This window comes from Aeromonas diversa CDC 2478-85 (genome assembly GCF_000819805.1).
Lineage (GTDB): Bacteria > Pseudomonadota > Gammaproteobacteria > Enterobacterales > Aeromonadaceae > Aeromonas > Aeromonas diversa.
This window is the reverse complement of sequence record NZ_CDCE01000009.1, coordinates 1-18550: the sequence shown is the minus strand read 5'-3', so window position 1 is coordinate 18550 and position 18550 is coordinate 1. Positions and strand designations below refer to the sequence as shown.

Below are 18550 nucleotides of genomic sequence, written 5' to 3'. Positions count from 1 at the left end.
AGACCTCAGACGCCAAACATCAAACGTTGGGGAGAGTGAATTCCTAAAAACAGACCACCGAGCGGCCACGCGACCGCACTCATGTCATGAGATGCGCCAGAAGGGAAAGTCGACTTGAAGCGAGATTAGTGGGTTGGCTGGTGGCATCGTCGCTGCCCGCAGTGGTGGGCGTAACGCTCTCGCGCCACGCCGTGACCAATGGCCCGGATGCCGCTTCGTTTGAACAGCCTCACCTGCTTGAGCCAGTCGTCAGCGTCGAGTTGCAGGCGCTCCAGTATGGGGGAAAGCGCCTCGGGAATATGGCCCCGCTTGTCGTCGCGAATGGCACGGCCGGTCCAGTCAACTAAAGCCAGATAGTCGGTGAAGGTGTAGGGAAGTGACTTGGATTCACCCTTCTTGGCAAACGGGAGCAGCAGGGGCGGTAGCTCGGTGGTTTGGGCTCTTCCCAGACGCTGGCTGATGCTGGTGTAGTCACTCTCTTCGGGCCGGTCGGCAAGTTTGGCGCGGATAGGATTGAGCTCCACATAGGCCATGCAGGCTAATAGCGCCGATTCTGTCAGCAGGGCCTGACTCTTGAAGCGCCCCTCCCAGAAATGGCCCTTGCAGCCGTCTTCCTGATTGGCCTTACGAGCTAGTCCTTCGTTGAGCAGGCGCACGAACCAGCTGATGGAGTAGAGCCGCCGGCGCCACTCATCTATCAGCCCTTGCACCACCGAGAGCTCTGGCTCAATCAGGGCATCCCCCTGATACCAGCGCCGCACCAGCAGCGGCCACTGAAACAGCCCGGCCCAGCGCTCGGCCACCTCCCGCTCACTCCAGCCCTGGGCCTGCTCGGCATCCACTCTCAGCACCAGGTGGTAGTGGTTACTCATCACCGCATAGGCGGAGATGCCGATGGCAAAGAGCCGCGACAGCTGGCCCAGTCGGTCGACCACCCACTGGCGGCGATGCTCGTAACTCTGGCCCGAGTGGGCATCTTCCCCACACAGAAAGGCCCGCCGCACGCAGCGACTCACCACATGGTAGTAGGGCGTATCCTGCAGGCTGATTTGACGTGAGCGGGCGATAGTCATGGCGAGTTCCTCGGCAGTGATGCTTCAAGCCAAGCAGGCCATTATGCCTCTGTCAAAATGGTGGGTGTCCCAGAATCACCTGCCTCGGGAATATGGCCCCGCTTGTCATCGCGGATGGCACGGCCAGTCCAGTCAACCAGCGCCAGATAGTCGCTGAAGGTGTAGGGGAGTGACTCGAGTTTACCTTTCTGAGCGAAAGGGAGCAGCAAGGGTGGCAACTCGGTGGTCTGGGCCCTTCCCAGGCGCTGGCTGATGCTGGTGTAGTCACTCTTCTCGGGTCGGTCGGCGAGTTTGGCACGGATGGGGTTGAGCTCCACATAGGCCATGCAGGCGAGCAGTGCCGACTCCGTCAGCAGGGCCTGACTCTTGAAGCGCCCCTCCCAGAAGTGACCCTTGCAGCTGTCTTCCTGATTGGCTTGGCGGGCCAGTCCTTCGTTGAGCAGGCGCACAAACCAGCTGATGGAGTAGAGTCGCTCTCGCCACTCCCCTATCAATCCCTGCACTACCGCGAGCTCAGGCTCAATCAGGGCATCCCCCTGATACCAGCGCCGTACCAGTAGCGGCCACTGGAACAGCCCGGCCCAGCGCTCGGCCACCTCCCGCTCGCTCCAGCCCTGCGCCTGCTCGGCATCTACTTTCAGCACCAGGTGGTAGTGGTTGCTCATCACCGCGTAGGCGCAGATACCGATGGCAAAGAGCCGTGACAGCTGGCCCAGCCGGTCAACCACCCACAGGCGTCGATGCTCGTAACTCTGGCCCGAATGAGCATCTTCCCCGCACAGAAAGGCCCGCCGCACACAGCGGCTCACCACGTGGTAGTAGGGCGTATCCTGCAGGCTGATTTGACGTGAGCGGGCGATAGTCATGGCGAGTTCCTCGGCAGTGATGCTTCAAGCCAAGCAGGCCATTATGCCTCTGTCAAAATGGTGGGTGTCCCAGAATCTTAGAATCTTCGTCCCAGAATCTTCGATAACGGCACTATAGCCTGTCTCAATACTCCCGCTTGGTAACATTGGTCAATAGAGCAGATTAATCTGAAGCTGATTGGCGACGGGAATATTACTACGCTGTGGAAAAAACACACAAAAATTCATTGCGACATAAATGATACAAACCCAGAGGATCTGTCATTAGACTGCTCTAATAGAAATTAAAGTGCGGGGTATCACACCTTTAAACTAATAGGCTTCATACAAACCCCCATCAGGGTTACACTGCCTTACCCATTACAATGGGTATACCCGTAGTCCTTAAGAGTGAGGCTAATTCAATGAAATGGTGGGAAAAAACGGTTGAATACACATTTGTCTTAGAGGCAGCCCAAAAGGGCGTATTTAACCTTTTTATGCCTTTAGATGGTGATGTTGAGTCAATCGGTGACACTGTTGTATGTAAAGATTCTAAATATTTTATTCTGGAGTTTAAAAAAACTCTCTCTGACCTTTCGGGAGAATTCAAGAAATATGAGGGCGGTAAAGTCGGTTTTTCTAAGGCTGCGAATGAATTAAAAAACATGCCTGCTTATCAAGCTCATTTTTTGATAGGAGGAAAAATAGGGACAAAAAAACATTTAGAAATTCAAGTTAGCCACTATTTTGAGCATGCTATCACAGATGGTATCTTGAGTAATACCTTTCAGAAAGGAGCATCTCTTAAGGAAATGCAAGAATATTCAGAAAAATTAACAACACTAAAAAGCTTAGGAACAGAGATTGATACTAATGGTAGCTCATCTGGTGGATTTCATTATGAAAGTGTTCTAGCTATTTCAATGTCTGGTAATACGGCGACGTTAATCCCGCTTAAATATTTCAAAAATTTTAATCTCACTAAAACATATACTTTCAGTCCTAACGGACCATGAATTAACATCAACATACAACATTACAGATATTGGCCGTACTATAACTCACTTAGCCTGACTACAACCCAAAACCATAATATATAAATGTAGTATGGCACCTAACGGAAATAATTTGGTGACACAATGTTTGACAATATAATTTTGGATACCAATATACTTCATAAAGATTACAATCTTAGGTCTAACGACCTGAAGAAAATTGTTAAGATTGCAGGAATATACAAAACAAATATCTGCATCCCTCAAATCGTAATCGATGAGTGTCTTGGTCAATATACCAAAGAGTTCAATAAAACACTAAGAGAACTCAGTGACATTCAAGCCAAGCTATCAAGAATACTCCTCGACAAGAAAGCTAACGAAGTTGCATTTGATAAATTGCTTTCCTCAATAAAGAAAAGGGAGTCAGAATATAAGACATGGCTTGAAAGTTTTATAAAAGACAAGAGAATAAATATTGTCCCATACAGTTCAGTATCGCATCAAAATATTGTTAATGCTATTTACTCCTTGAGACATCCATTCACTGAAAATGGTAAAGAACAAGGATATAAAGATTACATGCTAGCTTTATCTGTAATGGAAAAATACCCAAATTCAAAAAGTATAATTTACACAAAAAACATAAAGGATTTTGCGGGAGCTAAGCAAGAAAAATCGATAATTGTTGGACTGCACCCTGACTTTTCGTTCGATAACTGCAAAGTCACTGATAACTTGCCATCATTAATTCAAGCTTTGCATAAAAATAATAACCACTTATCAAAATCCAATATTTCCGAGGTGCAAATTGAATCATTTATAGAGCAATTGGTTGATGATTTATTAGAAAATATACTTTATAAGGATGAGTTATATGGGGAACTAGTATTCGACCCTGTCATAAATAAAAATACTTTATATCATCAGGTTCTTGATGAACTAATTATAGAAGGTGATAGTGAAAATGATTTGTTTTCAATATCAGGAAAGCTATCAATAGATTTCACGTGCAACTTTGCAATTGATAATTATGACATGATGATGTTTGATGAAAATTTTGTTTTTTACGACATTGTAGAAAAGATGGCATCAAAAAAATATAAGGATGACGACGAGTGGAAGATTAACCTATACGACATTAGATACAAGGCAACCATTGAGTTCACTTATGATTTATTTGATGCTGGCAAGTCGCCTCTAGATAAATACGATGAATATTCCCTAATAATAAACAGACTAACAGTGGATGTTTGAATGCATTCTTTCTGGCACCATGTAAATATAGTGTTGCGACGTGCGATAAATAACAAAAACGGTAATAGATAAAATGGTAAAATCCCATTCCGCTTTGCACTGCATGTAACTTTAGTCATTTATCCCCCCTTCGAAACATACATATTTCAGGCAAAGTTCACTACTTGGAAGAGGCCCATTTGGAGATACGAGATTAGTATTTTGATAATGAGGGGATTCTCATAAAGTATGGAGTAAGAACAGTATTACCTTCTCTTATTCGCTGAGGCGAGCCCGCTTGTCCAGGCCGCGAGACAGGATGTCGAGCGAGCGGCGCCGGGCCATGAATGGCCCGTCGGCGCGTGCCGTCGGACAAGCGGGTGAGCCGAAGGAACCCGACGAAGTCGGGCTAATAAGCGGGGGTGGCCTTTCTTTTGGTGACTTTTCTTTGGCCACGCAAAGAAAAGTCACTCGCCCAAGCCCGAAGGGCGGGCGAAACCCCTTCGAGGCCAGCGGCCTCGCGTCCTGCACGGCAAGGCCGTGCCATTCCCCCATCACACGGTACGGACGATTACGCCTCACGGCTAATCTCCCCTACGATTTCACGGCGCAGCCGTGCCTGCTTGCCACAGGCACGGAGTCTGGCTGAACGCCGGGATGCCACTGGCAAAGGGGGGCGCGGCCGCCCCTATCGGCCCAAGAAGGGTTCCCAGTCCTTGAACACCGGCTGCAACCCCGCCTGGCGTACGGCGGCGGCCACTTCACCCACAGGGCGATCGTCGTGGATGGCGAACTGCTCCAGCTCCTCTTCACCGCCGTCCGCATAGCCCCCCGGCTGGGTGCGCGACTCGGCCGACATCTGGGTGATGCCAAGACGCACCGCGCCGTTGCGAAACGCCGGCGATTCCCGGGTCGAGAGGGACAAGTCCAGGGTCGGCGAGAAGAGGCGCCAGGCGCAGACAAGCTGGGCCAGCTGGCGATCCGACATCACAACCTCGGGCTCCAGCCCCCCAGTGCAGGGGCGCAGGCGCGGAAACGACAGGGAATAGCGGCTCTGCCAATGGTGGCGCTCAAGCCAGGCGAGATGCTCGGCGACAAAGTAGCTGTCGGCACGCCAGTCCGAGGAGAGACCGATCAGCGCCCCCAGCCCTATCTTGTCGATGCCGGCACGGCCCAGCCGGTCCGGCGTGGCGAGTCGCCATGCGATGTCCTGCTTGTTGCCGCGCAGGTGGTGGCGGGCGTAGGTGGGGGCGTGGTAAGTCTCCTGATAGACCATGACCGAATCGAGGCCGAGGGTCTTGAGCTCGGCGTATTCGTCTTGCGAGAGGGGCTGCACCTCCATCCCCACCGTGCTGAAGTGGCGGCGGATGATGGGCATCACCTCGCGGAAATAGGCGAGCCCCACCTTAGTCTCGTGCTCGCCGGTCACCAGCAACACGCTGTCGAAGCCGCGCGCCTTGATGGCGAGGCACTCGCGCTCTATCTCCTCCAGGCTCAGGGTCTTGCGCTTCAGGCGGTTGCTCATGGAGAAGCCGCAGTAGGTGCAGTCGTTGGCGCATAGGTTCGACAGATAGAGCGGCACATAGAAGCCGATGGTGTTGCCAAAGCGCTGGCGAGTCAGCCGCTCGGCCTCGGCCGCCATCTGCGGCAAAAACGCCTCGGCAGCCGGGGAGATCAGCGCCATAAAGTCATGCAGGCTGCGGCGCGAACTGGCAAGCGCCCGCTCCACGTCCGAGGCGGTCTTGGCGCGCACCTGCATCCCCACATCGTCCCACTCCAGCGCCTGCCATCTATCGAGAAAACTCACGCCCTCGATGGGGTCGAAGTGCACGCTCATAGGGCCCCCAGAAAATCGGTGAGCGGGCTGGAGGCCTGGGCCTGCACGCCGCGCGCCCCCAGACCCGCCTTATAGGCGCTACGGCCTGCCTCACAGGCCAACGCGAAGGCGCGGCCCATGGCAACCGGGTCGCCGCTCACCGCGATGGCGGTGTTGACCAGCACGGCGTCGGCACCCAGCTCAAAGGCGGCGGCCGCGTGGCTCGGCGCACCGATCCCCGCATCCACCACCACGGGCACATTGGCCTGCTCGACGATGATGGAGAGAAACTCCCGGGTCACCAGCCCCTGATTCGAACCGATGGGCGCCCCGAGCGGCATCACGGCGGCGCAGCCCACCTCTTCGAGCCGCTTGCAGAGCACGGGGTCGGCACCACAGTAGGGCAGCACCACAAAGCCCTCTTTCACCAGCTGCTCGGCGGCTTTGAGCGTCTCGATGGGGTCTGGCAGCAGATAGCGCGGATCGGGGTGGATCTCGAGCTTCAGCCAGTTGGTCCCCAGCGCCTCGCGGGCCAGGTGGGCGGCAAACACCGCCTCGGCGGCGGTCTTGGCGCCGGAGGTGTTGGGCAAGAGCTTGACCCCGAGTTGCAGCAAGGGGCTGAGGATATCGTCGTGGGCCTTGCCCGGTTCGAGGCGCTTGATGGCCATGGTGACGAGCTGGGAGCCACTCACCTCGATGGCGGCGGCCATCAGTTCCGGGCGGGCAAACTTGCCGGTGCCGGTGAAGAGGCGCGATGAGAAGGTGTGATCGGCTATCTTGAGCATGTCAGCCTCCGGCCACTGCGATAAGAAGAGGTGAGGCCCCGCCGCAAGGCAGAGCACTCGAAGATGGGACTGCGAGCATCATGGTTCAGCCTCCGGCAATGGCGGTGAAGAGGTGGAGTTCGTCCCCGTCATTGAGACGGGTTTCGGCCCAGCGGCCACGGGGCAGCACGGCGCCGTTAAGGGCCACCGCCACCCCCTGGGGATTAACTTCTTGCGCCGCCAGCAGGTCGGCCACGCTCTGCCCCGCCGCCAGCGGCTGGGCTTCATCATTGAGTCGAATGGTCAAGGTCATGGGGTGATTTCCTTATCGTGTGTCGGGCATCGGCGCTGCCCGCAAACCGGGCAGTCGGGGTCGGGGGCCAGGGTGAGGGTCTGCCACTGATGGGCCAGCGCATCGAAACGGCGCAATGTGCCGGCGACCGGGCTCGGCAGGCCGAGCAGCAGTTTCAGCGCCTCCAGCGCCTGCAGGGAGCCCATCACCCCGACCAGCGGGCCGGTGACGCCGCTGGTCTCGCAGCTCTGACTGACTTTCGTATCCTGCGGATAGAGGCAGGCGTAGCAGGCGTGATCTACATGGCTTCGCGCCATCAGCTGTCCCTGCCAGCCCACAGCGGCGGCACAGATCCAGGGTTTTCCCTGAGCCACGCAGGCGGCGTTGATGGCCTGGCGGGTGGCCAGGTTGTCGCAGCAGTCGACAACCAGATCCACCTCTTCCACAAAACCGGGCAGGCTGGCGGCATCGAGCCGCTGATTGATGGCAATCAGCTCCACCAGCGGGTTGTGGGCGGCCAACCGCTCGCGGGCCAGCTCCGCCTTGGAGTGGTTGACCGCATCAGAGTCGAACAGGATCTGGCGCGGCAGGTTGCTGGAATCCACCGTATCGCCATCGGCCAGCCACAGGGTGCCCACACCGGCACCGGCCAGATAGAGGGCGAGCGGCGAGCCGAGCCCGCCGAGGCCCACGATCAGCACGGATTTGCCTTTCAGCCGCGCCTGCCCTTCCTCGCCCACTTCCGCCAGCATCAGCTGGCGGCCATATCTGAGGTATTCCGCATCAGAGAGCATGTTCTGCCTCCCGTATCACGCTGGCCGAGCGTGGCTCGTCCCCCGCCCCCACGGCGGCCAGCAGCCGCTCGGTCGCCCCCTGCCAGTCGTCACTGGCGGTGATGGCCGAGACCAGGGCGATGCTGCCGACCCCGCTTGCCTTGACCGCCGCGACCCGCGCCTCGCTGATGCCGCCGATGGCGACCGTCGGCCAGTCGCACATCAGGGCGCGGTAGCGGTGCAGCCGCGCCAGCCCCTGAGGGCGCGAAGGCATCGCCTTGGTGTTGGTCGGGAAAATATGGCCGAGCGCTATATAGGAGGGGGCCAGCTCGCGGGCGCGCATCAGCTCGAAGTAGCCGTGGGTGGAGATGCCAAGGCGCAGCCCCGCCCCCTGAATGGCGGCGAGATCGGCGGTCTCCATGTCCTCCTGCCCCAGGTGCACGCCCCAGGCCCCCGCCTCAATGGCCTGTTGCCAATGGTCGTTGATAAAGAGCCGCGCCCCATGGCGGCGACCGAGCGCTACTGCCTCAGCAATGGCCGGCGCCACCTGGGCGGCGGGCAGGTCCTTGATGCGCAGCTGGATGGTCTTGACCCCGGCCCCCAGCAGGCGCTTGAGCCACTTGACCGAGTTCACCACCGGATAGAGGCCGAGGTTGTGTTCGGTCGGCGCGAAGGGGCCCTGCGGCAGACGGGAGCTGCTCGCTTCATACAGGCCGAAACGACGATCCAGGGTTGACCCCGCCAGCACGGCGCGTGGGAAGTGGGCGAGGCTGGTCGGCCAGCCCAGATGGGCGATGGGGCCGGGGCCCGCCCCCACTCCCTGCGCCGCCGCCAAGCCCTGTTGCAGGTAGGCGCGCGCCAGGGTGATGGCGTCTTCCACCGGGTAGTCCTGCGCCACCACGGCGGCGATGGCGCTGGCGTAGCAGCAACCGGTGCCGTGGCCGTGGCGGGTATCGAGGCGCGGCTCGGCAAGCCAGAATTCGCGGGTCTCGTCCTGGTAGTAGTCGAGGCAGAGATCTCCGCCCCACGCAAGGTGGCCGCCCTTGACCAGCACGGCGCGGGCGCCGAGTTCACGCAAACGGCGGGCGGCGAGGCGCACCAGTTCGGGGCTGCTGACCGGCAGGCCGGTCAGGGCCTCCAATTCGGGGCCGTTGGGGGTGATCAAGGAGAGGCGCGGCAGCAGGTGCTCGCGCACCGCCGCCAGCATGCCGGGCTCCGCCATGGGGGTGCCAGTGCTGGCGATGGCCACCGGGTCGTAGACCACAAAGGGGGCGCTTATCGTATCGAGCCGGCGGGCCAGCACCTCCACGTGCAGCCGGGTCGGCAGCAGACCTACCTTGATAGCGGCGGGTGGCAGATCCAGCCCCAGGGCGTCGATCTGGGCGGTGAAGGTCTGCATCAACACGGGGTCGACCATCTTCACCGCCACCGAGTTCTGGGCCGTGATGGCGGAGATGACCGAGCAGCCGTGCACGCTGAGGTCGTGCAGGGTGTGCAGGTCGGCCTGAATGCCGGCGCCGCCGCCGGAGTCTGAACCCGCTATGGTCCAGACCACGGGACGGGCCGCCGTCACTGCTGTCAGGTCGGCGGGGCTGACAGCCCCGCGCTCGCTGCTCACGCCTCCTCCCCTGCGGCCTGCTTCAGGGTTGCCGCCTGGTGGTAGATCTCGCCGCCGGTCTCCTTGAAGGTTTCCGCCATCCGCGCCATGCCGCTCTCAACGTCGGCCTGCTTGAAGGTCTCCGTCTCCTTACGGGCCATGCCGCTCTCCACCTCGGCCACCACCCGCTCCTGCTGGCCATCCATGCCGACCATCTTGATCTCCACCGCTTCCAGCTTGGCGGCGTAGTCGCGCACGTCCTGGGTGATCTTCATGGAGCAGAACTTGGGCCCGCACATGGAGCAGAAGTGCGCCACCTTGCCGGACTCCTGGGGCAGGGTCTCGTCGTGATAGGCGCGAGCGGTGTCGGGATCCAGCGCCAAGTTGAACTGATCTTCCCAGCGGAACTCGAAGCGCGCCTTGGACATGGCGTTGTCGCGGATCTGGGCGCCCGGGTGGCCCTTGGCAAGGTCAGCGGCGTGGGCGGCGATCTTGTAGGTGATCAGCCCCTGCTTCACGTCCTCCTTGTTGGGCAGGCCCAGGTGCTCCTTGGGGGTCACGTAGCAGAGCATGGCGCAGCCGTACCAGCCGATGAGCGCCGCGCCGATGCCGGAGGTGAAGTGATCGTAACCCGGCGCGATGTCGGTGGTGAGCGGGCCCAGGGTATAGAAGGGCGCCTCGTGGCAGTGCTCAAGCTGCTCGGTCATGTTGCGCTCGATCATGTGCATGGGCACGTGGCCGGGGCCCTCGATCATCACCTGCACGTCGTATTCCCAGGCGATCTTGGTGAGCTCGCCCAGGGTGCGCAGCTCGGCGAACTGGGCCTCGTCGTTGGCGTCGTAGACGGAGCCCGGGCGCAGGCCGTCACCCAGCGACAGGCTCACGTCGTAGGCGGCGCAGATCTCGCAGATCTCGCGGAAGTGCTCGTAGAGGAAGTTCTCCTTGTGGTGGGAGAGGCACCACTTGGCCATGATGCTGCCGCCGCGGGAGACGATGCCGGTGAGGCGCTTGGCGGTCATGGGCACGAAGCGCAGCAAGACGCCGGCGTGGATGGTGAAGTAGTCCACCCCCTGCTCGGCCTGTTCGAGCAGGGTGTCGCGCAGCAGCTCCCAGGTGAGGTCTTCGGCGATGCCGTTGGTCTTCTCCAGCGCCTGGTAGATGGGCACTGTCCCGATGGGCACCGGGCTGTTGCGCAGGATCCACTCGCGGGTCTCGTGGATGTAGCGGCCGGTGGAGAGATCCATGACGGTGTCGGCGCCCCAGCGGGTGGACCACACCAGCTTCTCCACTTCCTCTTCGATGCTGGAGGTGACCGCCGAGTTGCCGATGTTGGCGTTGATCTTCACCAGGAAGTTGCGGCCGATGATCATGGGCTCGGCTTCCGGGTGGTTGATGTTACTGGGGATGATGGCGCGGCCGGCGGCCACTTCACCCCGCACGAACTCAGGGGTGATGTTCTGGGGCAGTCTGGCGCCAAAGCCCTGACCCGGATGCTGGGTGCGCAAGAGTTCTGAGCGCACCCGCTCGCGACCCATGTTCTCGCGCAGGGCGATAAATTCCATCTCGGGGGTGACGATGCCGGCACGGGCGTAGTGCAGCTGGGTCACCCGGCGGCCCGGCTTGGCGCGGCGAGCGCTCGGCAGGTGTTCGAAGCGCAGGTGATCCAGCCCCTCGTCGGCCAGGCGCTCCTGGGTGAAGGTGGAGCTCAGCCCCTCCAGCGCTTCGGTGTCAGCGCGCTCCAGCACCCACTGTTCGCGCAGGCGCGGCAGGCCGCGGCGCACGTCGATGGGGGCAGCCTCTTCCCCATAGGGACCCGAGGTGTCGTAGACAGGTACCGGCTCGTTGGGCTCGAACTGGGGGGCTTCCTTGGTGCCGCCAACGAAGGTATCGGCCAGCTGGATCTCCCGCAGGGGCACCCGGATGTCGGGGCGGGAGCCTTCAATAAAGATGCGACGGGAGTTGGGGTGAGCCATCCCCTTGAGGTTGTCGATAAAGGTCTGGGCGCTGGATCGCTGCTCGCGGCGGCTGGATTTGGTGGTATCAGAAACATTGGTAGACATAGCAAAACTCACATTAACTGGTTGAAGTTATGGGTGTTTGCTTGTCTGGAGTTCGAGGAGAAGATGAACTTGCGGCGGGATGTGCTCGGGGGAGTGAGTCGGGCATGGATCTTCCCAGCTCTGCTATCCCGGTGTTTCCCTAGTCTGGAAACCTGGCGCCTGATGGACAACCGGACGGGACAGCCTCCCCCTGTGCGCCTGAGCCATCGCGGGCGGAGCCCTTGACGGGTGGGGCCCTGCTCCTGATGAGCGAAGGTTTGCCCCGGCGCGGTAACCCGCAAGTTACCCTTGTTTCCCTTCGCAGGTCTTAACCTGATCAGGTTCCACGGATCCCGAATTAACGGTCTCAGCTTAGCGTCGTTCGACGGTCAGCACTCCGACAAGATGGCGCCAGTATAAGTGGGGTTTTGCAAAGTACAACCCATTAACAACTCCGATCAGTGCGAAAAAAGACCGGGCACTGGGCCCGGTCTGGTCGTTACGCTGCGTGTGCTTGTTTAATTGCGAGCCGGGGTCACCGAGAGAGTGACATTCTCGAAGCCCAGCTCGGCAAGCTCCTGGGCATCGAGCGGGATGTCCAGCTTGAGCCCGGTCTTGGCACCGTCCACGCTACGGGCACGGCGCACCTTGCTGTCGCCACCGATGGGCACGGGCGCACCGATCTCGATGTTACCGGCGAACTGGCTCTCGGCATGGAAGTCACCCGTGATGCTGGCGCGCACCGGGCGCAGTACCTTGGCCAGGGAGCTCTTCATGGTGTCGAGACCGTTCTGCTGTATGGTCCAGTTCCAGTCCCACCACTTCATCTCACCCGGGATGTAACGCTTGTCCCATTGGTAACGAATGCTGCTCGCCTTGTCCTTGAACGGTCCCATGACGAAGGTGTGACTCCAGGTCGGCCGGTTGTCCGGATGGGTATACCAGGCGTTGCCGCCCCAGCGCAGGAAGCCGTTCAGGGTCATGTCGTAGCTGACATCGGCCTTGAACTCGTAGGGGTAGGAGATGTTCGCCTTGTAGAGCTCGATCTTCACCGGGATCCTGGAGTGGGCAGGCACGGTCGGGCGCACCGACTGGGAGAGCGAGGTGGTGGTTGCCCCGCCGTTTTGGGAGGCCCAGGACTGGTTGGCGGCAATCTCGATGGAGAGCTCTGTCTCGCCCACCAGCGGCCACTTGAACTTGTTCTTGGTCGAGACCTTCTCGCTCAGGCCATAGGTGTTGGTCTTGGACCAGTTGGTGGCCGTGTCGTAACGCAGGGTCACGTCATAACCCGACTGGGGGGTGTCGCTGTCGTTTACCGCCCAGCCCACCACCGTCTTGACCAGGGTGCGGTCTGACTGGGTCACGTCACCGTGGCTGAAGCTCTCGGGATCCAGGGTGTAGGCGAAGTTGCTAACCCGGATGCTGCTCTTCTCGCCGCAGCGATAACCGTCGCAGCCGCCGCTGTTGTTGCCGCGGATCAGCCAGCCGTCACCGTCCTGGGTCACGTCCATGTCCTCGCCCACGTACTGGCTGTGGTTCCCTCCCACCCAGGCGTAGCCGAGATAGTGGGCCAGGTAGCTGGCCGGTTTGATGAAATTGGCACTGTCGTGTACCAGACGCCATTGCACGTCGACTTCATCTCCGTCTGGAATATTCAGCGCAGGCAGAACAGGTATTTCACCCGTGACCGGACTGGTCGGGTAACACCAGGTATTATAGGCCTTGCCTGGTTTAATTTCGCCATTATATCCGGGGCCCATAATGACCCAGCCATTGGCTAATCCACTGATTTGCCATTGGCCCATCATGGCCACAATATTATTCCGGACACTCTGCGCTTCTTCCCGGTTAATCGGGCGATAATTTTCGCCGCATACCTCTTCACCAAGGGAAAAGAGACGCAGCTGATCGGGATAGACAGGCTCCGCAGCCTGGGCCTGCGCGATCAGGGCGGTGGAGATCATTAATGACAAGCCAGTTATTTTGAGTGCTTTCATAGCAACCCCTTTTTATTGATAGGTTAATTAAACAGAGGGTCGTTATTGTTATTTTTAAGTCGTGCGGAAGAACGACAATATCAGTCGTGGGAAAGACAATACGCGATCATCGGCACATTTCCACAACAAAGCACAAATAAACACATAACTTAATAGAGCAAAAACTTTATTGATCACATTGATATTTACTGCGCTAAATATTCCCAGCCGGCTGTTTTATATAGAATTAGGCCACCCATCGATAAGATGGAAAGCGCACTCATTGATGGCGGTCTATATCGTCGCTTTTAATTCTCTCTTCACCGGCACGCCACTGGCCTGAATATCATCGCTCACCGACTGCAACCGCCCCTCGAGACCCATGCCAGGGCCCGGCCGGCGGCGACCGATGAAGGCGCGACTCTTTATCGATGAGTGCATGACCAGGCTGAACGCAGAGAGGGGGCAGCTCGCCCCCTCGGGGGTGTGACAGACTCAGCGATGCGTTGTCAGTCGATGATGATATGGGGCAGGAAGCGGGAGCTGTCTTTGGTGATCAGGGTGGCATCTTCCCGGATGCCGATGCCGGCCGCCTCATCGCCCACCACCCAGCTGCCGACCAGGGTGTAACTGCCGGCATAGCAAGGCAGCGGGTGAAACGCCTGACGCACATAACCCGAGTCATCGTAGGGGCCAGGTTCCTGCAGATGCTCGCCTCGATGATCAACCAGCTCGATATTGGCCCCTTCACGGGAGTAGAGAGGCTTTCGCACCCAACCGGGTGCCAGGCTGGCCCTTGGTTGCTCATCGAAGAAGGCGGGCAGCAAGTTGGGATGGCCCGGAAAGGCTTGCCACAGCAGGGGCAAGATCCCCTTGTTGGAGAGGATCATCTTCCAGGCCGGCTCGATGAAGCGGGTCTGGCTGGTGAGCAGGGTCTGGCCGAAGGGCTCACGCACCATAAACTCCCAGGGGTAGAGCTTGAAGATCTGGCGGATCGGCGCCTCTTCAAGATCCACCAACTGGCCGGCCAGCTCGCCGAGATCCGCCAGATCGATGAAGCGGGCATCACACCCGGCCTGCAGGGCGATGTCGATGAGATAATCGAGATTGCCTCTGTCCTCCAGGTTATCGCCGACACAGGTAAAATGCAGGGGCGTGCCGCGCCCATGGGTGGCAAAGGCGCTCTGCAGCTTCTCCTGCAGGGAGTTGAACTGGTCCGCCCCGGCCGGCAGGGCACCGCGACGCACCTGATCCTCGAGCCAGATCCACTGGAAGAAGCCGGACTCATAGAGGGAGGTGGGCGTGTCGTAGTTGAGCTCCAGCAGCTTGGCCGGCCCACGCCCGTCGTAGGTGAGATCCAGCCGGCCATAGAGGTGAGGATCCCGCCGCCGCCAGGAGTCCGCCAGGGCAGGCCAGCAATACTGCGGGATATCCAGCCGGGTCAGCAGTGCCTCGCTGGCCACTATCTCGGGCACCAGAGAGAGGGCCATCTGGTGCAACTCTTCGGTCGGCGCCTCCAGATCATCCTCTATCTGGCGCAGGGTGAAGCGATAGTAAGCGCTCTCATCCCAATAGGGCTCTCCGTCGAAGGTGTGAAACTCGAAGCCAAGCTCGTGAGCCTGTTCGCGCCAGTCGGCGCGCTCGGTAAGCGAGATGCGCTCCACGCCTAGCCCCCATTGCTCTGACAATAGGCCGCACGCCGCGCGGCCTCACCACCGAAGCCGCCCCGACGCACGGCGAGCGCCGGCTCCAGGGTGACCGCACTCTGGCACACCTGCACCAGGCCACTCGCGGCCGGCAGGCCGACCCCCTGGGCCGTACGCAGGGAGTAGGGCTCGTCGATGCGCTGATAGAGGGGCTGAGCCGGGATATTCGGATTGGGCGTGGCGCCTATTGCCACGCCGCTTACCAGAAACGCCCGCATGCGGGGCACCTGGCCGTCGCAGCCCCCCACACCGAAATCGGCCTCACACTCGGTACGATCGGGATAATAGGGGGCTCGCACCATATGCCGGGCACGGGCCTCATCGAAGGCCAGGCGGCACTGAGCGGGATCATTCTCGGGGGAAGAGGCACAGGCCTGGGCCGAGTAGTAGACATAGGCCAGCTCGGGACGCTCGTTACACCCCTGCAACCAGAGGGAGGCGGTGGGCACCATCATCACCAGCGCCACCCGGCTACTGCGCTTGTTGTTGCTCTTCATGGGCCCCTCAGTAGGTCATGCAGGCGGCGTTGAGCAGCCCGACGGCCAGGGAGGCCGCCGCCACCAGGATGGCACTGGCCATCTCGCCCTGCGCGATCCGCTCAGGCAACCCTTTGAGCAGCCGCCGCATCACCATAAACGCCCCCACCTGCACCAGCAGGGCGATCACTCCCCAGATGGCGCAGTCGAGCAGGGAGAGAGAGTGACTGATGGCGCTGGAGAGCGGCAGGGCAAAGCCGATGAGAGCCCCGCCAAAGGCGGTGGCGGCCGCCGGATTGCCGGCCCGGATCAGGGCAAATTCGTGATGGGGAGTGAGCCAGGTATAGAGGCGTACAAAGAGCGCCAGTAACACCATGGCCAGCAGAAAATAGGCCAGGAAGGGCAGCAAGCCGCTCAGGGAGCCGAGCAGTGAGGACGACATCGCGAGGATCCAGTGATGAAACGAGGCGACATCATGGAGAAAAGCGAGGGGAGCAACAATCACCTCGGCGGTGGCGTCCCCAAGATGGGGGACGCGGCTGGCGAAACTATCACCGCCACGGCACCACCCGGCCTACTCTTCGGGATTGACGATCAGGATCTCGATCAGGACACCTGCGCCATCGCGAGTCAGCACCAACTCACGCCCGGGTGCCAGATCCGCGGCACTCCCGTTGACCCAGGCCACTCGCTCATCCCAGGTCACTCGCCCCAGGTGGGCCAGGGTGAGCTCGTTGCCATCCAGGCTCGCCACCCTGTCTTGCCCCCGCCGCCAGGGGTCGCGAATCGGTGCCGGATGCTCCTGCACCTCGATGCGAAGGGCCACCCCCTGCTCCACCCAGAGCGCCAGACGATCGCCGGGCCGCAGCGGCTCCCCATCGAGGCGCCCAGCTCGCCAGACCGGGGCACTGCCGCGCTCCACCCTGGCCCCCATCATGTCCAGCGTGAGGCCATCGTCCCCTTCCAGCTCCACCAGCCACAGCTCGCCGGCCGTTGCGACCTCAACCCAGAGCAGCGCGGCCAGCAAGGCACTCTCTCTCAGCCACATAGCAAAAAACCCATGTCGAACCGAAGTTCAAGCATGGGTTTGGTCAACGCCGGATGCCCCCTGCGAAATCTGTCAGTCATCCTCGCGGCAGTGGGAGAGGCGCATCCCGTCGAAGCGGCACTCCAGCGCCACCCAGCGCCCCTCAAAGGGGGCCAGGGAGCCGTCCTGGACCGAGTAGCCCCAAATCCTCCCCCCTTCGACCCTACCCTGGAGATCGAGATCCTCATCCTCCTCGAGCGGCTCTATCTCACGCACCAGGTTACGCCCCTCTTGCACCACCCCCTCCAGTTCGACCCAGGTGCCGCCGAGGTCGTCCTCGTTCAGCCCGTCCTTGAAACGGGTCTGCTCGTCGATCACGAAGGGGATGCCGTTGACCATCAACTCGCCGAGCTGCCAGCTGGTACGCCCGATCAGCTTGAACTCGCTCCCCTGCGCCAACGCCGAGAGGGAGACGAGCAGGAGAGACAGAGAGAGACGTTTCAGCATGGGGATCCTCGGGGTTACACTGGCGACAGACAGGGTCGCGCCTGGGGTGTGAAAGCAACGTGAAGCGGGGAGATCTCAGCATGAAAATAGTGGTGGTGGAAGACAATCCTCAGGTCGCCGAGACCATTCTCGACTATCTGGCGCTGGCCGGCCACACGGTCGATTGCGCCTATCACGGGCAGGCCGCCCTGCAACTGCTGGCGGAGCAACGCTTCGACGTCATCATCATGGACGTCATGATGCCGCGCCTCGACGGGCTGAGCACCGTGGCCCGCCTGCGCGAGCAGGGGATCGCCACGCCGGTCATCTTCCTCACCGCCCGTGACGCCCTGGAAGACAAGCTGGCGGGGTTTCGCGTCGGGGGGGACGACTACCTTGTCAAGCCGTTCGCCATGGAGGAGCTGGAGGTGCGCCTGCAGGCCCTCTACCTGCGCGGTCCACGCTGCGACGTGGGGCAACTCACAGTGGGGGATCTCACCCTGGATCCGCGCAGCGGCCGCGCCATCCGTGGCGGAGTGGAGCTGAAGATCGGCAAGATCCCGTTTCAGATCCTGGCCCTGCTGGCACGCCGCGCCCCGGCCCTGGTGACTCGCCAGGAGGTGCTCGACACCATCTGGGGGGAAGAGGAGCCCGACTCGGACGCCCTGCGCAGCCACATCTATGCCCTGCGAAGCGCCCTCGACAAACCGTTTGATCACCCCATGCTGGAGACGGTGCACGGCCAGGGCTACCGGCTGATCGCCCCATGAGCCTGCCGAGCCTGCGCCGCCGTCTGATGCTGGCCCTGGGCGGGGCCGGCCTGCTCTTCCTGCTGCTGGTCTCGGGCCTGATGCTGGTGGCCGAGGACAAGATGGAAGAGCTGAGCCTGCACCACTGGCTGCAGGCCGAGGTGACCCGCTACGGGGACGACTGGCTGCGCCTCGGCCCAGCGGCGCCCGCCCCCAGTCCGCGCCAGTTCTCCAGCTACTGGACCGAGGCCGGCCGGTTGCCGGTCTGGCTCAGGCCCTACGCAACCCCAGGCTTCTATGAGCACCAGCTGGGGGACGAGGACAAACACTTCCTGGTGGCCCGGCATCCCTCGGGCAAGGGGCTGCTCTATCTGGTCTTCAACGACGACGCCGATGACTATCTGGATCCTTACGAGGATCGCCTGCACCTGGTGACCCGCCTCATCGGTCTCGGCCTGCTGCTGGCAGCCCTCGGCTTCGGTTTTTGGCTGGTTCGCCACATCACGGGTCCCCTGAACCGGTTGCGCCAGCGGGTCGCCCACCTCACGCCGGAGCAGGCCGACTTCACCCCGGATGCGCCCTGGCAAGAGCTCAGGGAGATAGAGCTGGCCCTGCTGGCCGGCAAGCGAGAGGTGAGCGCCGTGTTTGCCCGCGAGCAGGAGTTCAGTCGCTTCGCCAGCCACGAGCTGCGCACCCC

The 18550-nt window shown here is 60.4% G+C and carries 17 protein-coding genes, 1 pseudogene and 1 riboswitch; of the genes and pseudogenes, 4 read left to right on the top strand and 14 right to left on the bottom strand.

Annotation, left to right across the window (positions count from 1 at the left end; all coding sequences use genetic code 11):
- Positions 1-125 precede the first annotated feature (125 nt).
- Both BN1121_RS01645 and BN1121_RS01640 read right to left on the bottom strand, forming a co-directional pair.
- The gene (locus tag BN1121_RS01645; RefSeq protein ID WP_043597043.1) at positions 126-1073 is read right to left on the bottom strand and encodes a transposase; all 948 of its coding nucleotides are present in this window, start codon (positions 1071-1073) and stop codon (positions 126-128) included.
- Between the two features lie 41 nt (positions 1074-1114).
- Positions 1115-1939 carry a transposase gene (locus tag BN1121_RS01640; RefSeq protein ID WP_005363993.1) on the bottom strand — a complete coding sequence of 275 codons (825 nt, stop codon included), beginning with the start codon at positions 1937-1939 and terminating at the stop codon, positions 1115-1117.
- A 404-nt stretch (positions 1940-2343) separates the two neighbouring features.
- On the opposite strand from BN1121_RS01640, the gene BN1121_RS19650 reads away from it, so the two are divergent.
- On the top strand, positions 2344-2937 hold the full coding sequence (locus BN1121_RS19650; RefSeq protein ID WP_156139382.1) for a hypothetical protein: 594 nt from the start codon (positions 2344-2346) through the stop codon (positions 2935-2937).
- 123 nt (positions 2938-3060) lie between these two features.
- The gene (locus tag BN1121_RS19100; RefSeq protein WP_081606497.1) at positions 3061-4173 is read left to right on the top strand and encodes a PIN domain-containing protein; all 1113 of its coding nucleotides are present in this window, start codon (positions 3061-3063) and stop codon (positions 4171-4173) included.
- A 667-nt stretch (positions 4174-4840) separates the two neighbouring features.
- On the opposite strand, the gene thiH is transcribed toward BN1121_RS19100, so the two are convergent.
- The 12 genes from thiH to BN1121_RS01575 form a co-directional block, all read right to left on the bottom strand.
- Complete coding sequence (thiH, locus tag BN1121_RS01630) at positions 4841-5989, bottom strand: 2-iminoacetate synthase ThiH (protein WP_005354317.1); 1149 nt, start codon at positions 5987-5989, stop codon at positions 4841-4843.
- Positions 5986-6753: a thiazole synthase gene (locus BN1121_RS01625; RefSeq protein WP_005354316.1), complete on the bottom strand. Its 768-nt coding sequence runs from the start codon at positions 6751-6753 to the stop codon at positions 5986-5988. The genes thiH and BN1121_RS01625 overlap by 4 nt, the downstream gene beginning before the upstream one ends.
- An 85-nt stretch (positions 6754-6838) precedes the next feature.
- On the bottom strand, positions 6839-7045 hold the full coding sequence (gene thiS, locus BN1121_RS01620) for a sulfur carrier protein ThiS (protein WP_005354315.1): 207 nt from the start codon (positions 7043-7045) through the stop codon (positions 6839-6841).
- A complete protein-coding gene (locus tag BN1121_RS01615; protein WP_005354314.1) occupies positions 7042-7818 on the bottom strand; it encodes a HesA/MoeB/ThiF family protein in 777 nt (258 codons plus the stop codon). Before BN1121_RS01615 ends, thiS begins: the two co-directional genes overlap by 4 nt.
- Positions 7808-9415, bottom strand: a complete 1608-nt coding sequence (gene thiE, locus BN1121_RS01610; protein ID WP_005354313.1) for a thiamine phosphate synthase — start codon at positions 9413-9415, stop codon at positions 7808-7810. Before thiE ends, BN1121_RS01615 begins: the two co-directional genes overlap by 11 nt.
- Positions 9412-11454, bottom strand: coding sequence for a phosphomethylpyrimidine synthase ThiC (gene thiC, locus BN1121_RS01605; protein WP_005354312.1), 2043 nt, complete (start codon positions 11452-11454; stop codon positions 9412-9414). Before thiC ends, thiE begins: the two co-directional genes overlap by 4 nt.
- 275 nt (positions 11455-11729) lie before the next feature.
- A riboswitch (TPP riboswitch) is annotated at positions 11730-11843 on the bottom strand.
- A 108-nt stretch (positions 11844-11951) separates the two neighbouring features.
- Positions 11952-13430 carry an aerolysin family beta-barrel pore-forming toxin gene (locus tag BN1121_RS01600; protein WP_043157658.1) on the bottom strand — a complete coding sequence of 493 codons (1479 nt, stop codon included), beginning with the start codon at positions 13428-13430 and terminating at the stop codon, positions 11952-11954.
- Between the two features lie 488 nt (positions 13431-13918).
- Positions 13919-15073 (bottom strand): glutathionylspermidine synthase family protein, encoded by a 1155-nt coding sequence (locus tag BN1121_RS01595; protein WP_005354304.1) that lies wholly within the window; start codon positions 15071-15073, stop codon positions 13919-13921.
- Positions 15074-15075: 2 nt separating this feature from the next.
- Positions 15076-15612 (bottom strand): DUF1190 domain-containing protein, encoded by a 537-nt coding sequence (locus tag BN1121_RS01590; RefSeq protein WP_005354303.1) that lies wholly within the window; start codon positions 15610-15612, stop codon positions 15076-15078.
- A 7-nt stretch (positions 15613-15619) separates the two neighbouring features.
- Positions 15620-16033 (bottom strand): DUF350 domain-containing protein, encoded by a 414-nt coding sequence (locus BN1121_RS01585; protein WP_005354302.1) that lies wholly within the window; start codon positions 16031-16033, stop codon positions 15620-15622.
- A 132-nt stretch (positions 16034-16165) separates the two neighbouring features.
- Positions 16166-16639 (bottom strand): hypothetical protein, encoded by a 474-nt coding sequence (locus BN1121_RS01580; RefSeq protein ID WP_005354301.1) that lies wholly within the window; start codon positions 16637-16639, stop codon positions 16166-16168.
- Between the two features lie 72 nt (positions 16640-16711).
- Positions 16712-17125, bottom strand: a complete 414-nt coding sequence (locus BN1121_RS01575) for a DUF5666 domain-containing protein (RefSeq protein WP_005354300.1) — start codon at positions 17123-17125, stop codon at positions 16712-16714.
- An 80-nt stretch (positions 17126-17205) separates the two neighbouring features.
- On the opposite strand from BN1121_RS01575, the gene BN1121_RS01570 reads away from it, so the two are divergent.
- Together BN1121_RS01570 and BN1121_RS01565 are read left to right on the top strand one after the other, a co-directional pair.
- The gene (locus BN1121_RS01570; RefSeq protein WP_005354296.1) at positions 17206-17874 is read left to right on the top strand and encodes a response regulator transcription factor; all 669 of its coding nucleotides are present in this window, start codon (positions 17206-17208) and stop codon (positions 17872-17874) included.
- Positions 17871-18550 (top strand): annotated as a pseudogene (locus BN1121_RS01565) (HAMP domain-containing protein); the annotation flags it as partial. The gene BN1121_RS01570 and the pseudogene BN1121_RS01565, both read left to right, overlap by 4 nt.

Excerpts from the sequence above, each read along its gene's own strand:
- BN1121_RS01645 (WP_043597043.1), bottom strand. The coding sequence starts at position 1,073 with ATGACTATCGCCCGCTCACGTCAAATCAGCCTGCAGGATACGCCCTAC.
- BN1121_RS01640 (WP_005363993.1), bottom strand. The coding sequence starts at position 1,939 with ATGACTATCGCCCGCTCACGTCAAATCAGCCTGCAGGATACGCCCTAC.
- BN1121_RS19650 (WP_156139382.1), top strand. The coding sequence starts at position 2,344 with ATGAAATGGTGGGAAAAAACGGTTGAATACACATTTGTCTTAGAGGCA.
- BN1121_RS19100 (WP_081606497.1), top strand. The coding sequence starts at position 3,061 with ATGTTTGACAATATAATTTTGGATACCAATATACTTCATAAAGATTAC.
- thiH (WP_005354317.1), bottom strand. The coding sequence starts at position 5,989 with ATGAGCGTGCACTTCGACCCCATCGAGGGCGTGAGTTTTCTCGATAGA.
- BN1121_RS01625 (WP_005354316.1), bottom strand. The coding sequence starts at position 6,753 with ATGCTCAAGATAGCCGATCACACCTTCTCATCGCGCCTCTTCACCGGC.
- thiS (WP_005354315.1), bottom strand. The coding sequence starts at position 7,045 with ATGACCTTGACCATTCGACTCAATGATGAAGCCCAGCCGCTGGCGGCG.
- BN1121_RS01615 (WP_005354314.1), bottom strand. The coding sequence starts at position 7,818 with ATGCTCTCTGATGCGGAATACCTCAGATATGGCCGCCAGCTGATGCTG.
- thiC (WP_005354312.1), bottom strand. The coding sequence starts at position 11,454 with ATGTCTACCAATGTTTCTGATACCACCAAATCCAGCCGCCGCGAGCAG.
- BN1121_RS01600 (WP_043157658.1), bottom strand. The coding sequence starts at position 13,430 with ATGAAAGCACTCAAAATAACTGGCTTGTCATTAATGATCTCCACCGCC.
- BN1121_RS01590 (WP_005354303.1), bottom strand. The coding sequence starts at position 15,612 with ATGAAGAGCAACAACAAGCGCAGTAGCCGGGTGGCGCTGGTGATGATG.
- BN1121_RS01585 (WP_005354302.1), bottom strand. The coding sequence starts at position 16,033 with ATGTCGTCCTCACTGCTCGGCTCCCTGAGCGGCTTGCTGCCCTTCCTG.
- BN1121_RS01580 (WP_005354301.1), bottom strand. The coding sequence starts at position 16,639 with ATGTGGCTGAGAGAGAGTGCCTTGCTGGCCGCGCTGCTCTGGGTTGAG.
- BN1121_RS01575 (WP_005354300.1), bottom strand. The coding sequence starts at position 17,125 with ATGCTGAAACGTCTCTCTCTGTCTCTCCTGCTCGTCTCCCTCTCGGCG.
- BN1121_RS01570 (WP_005354296.1), top strand. The coding sequence starts at position 17,206 with ATGAAAATAGTGGTGGTGGAAGACAATCCTCAGGTCGCCGAGACCATT.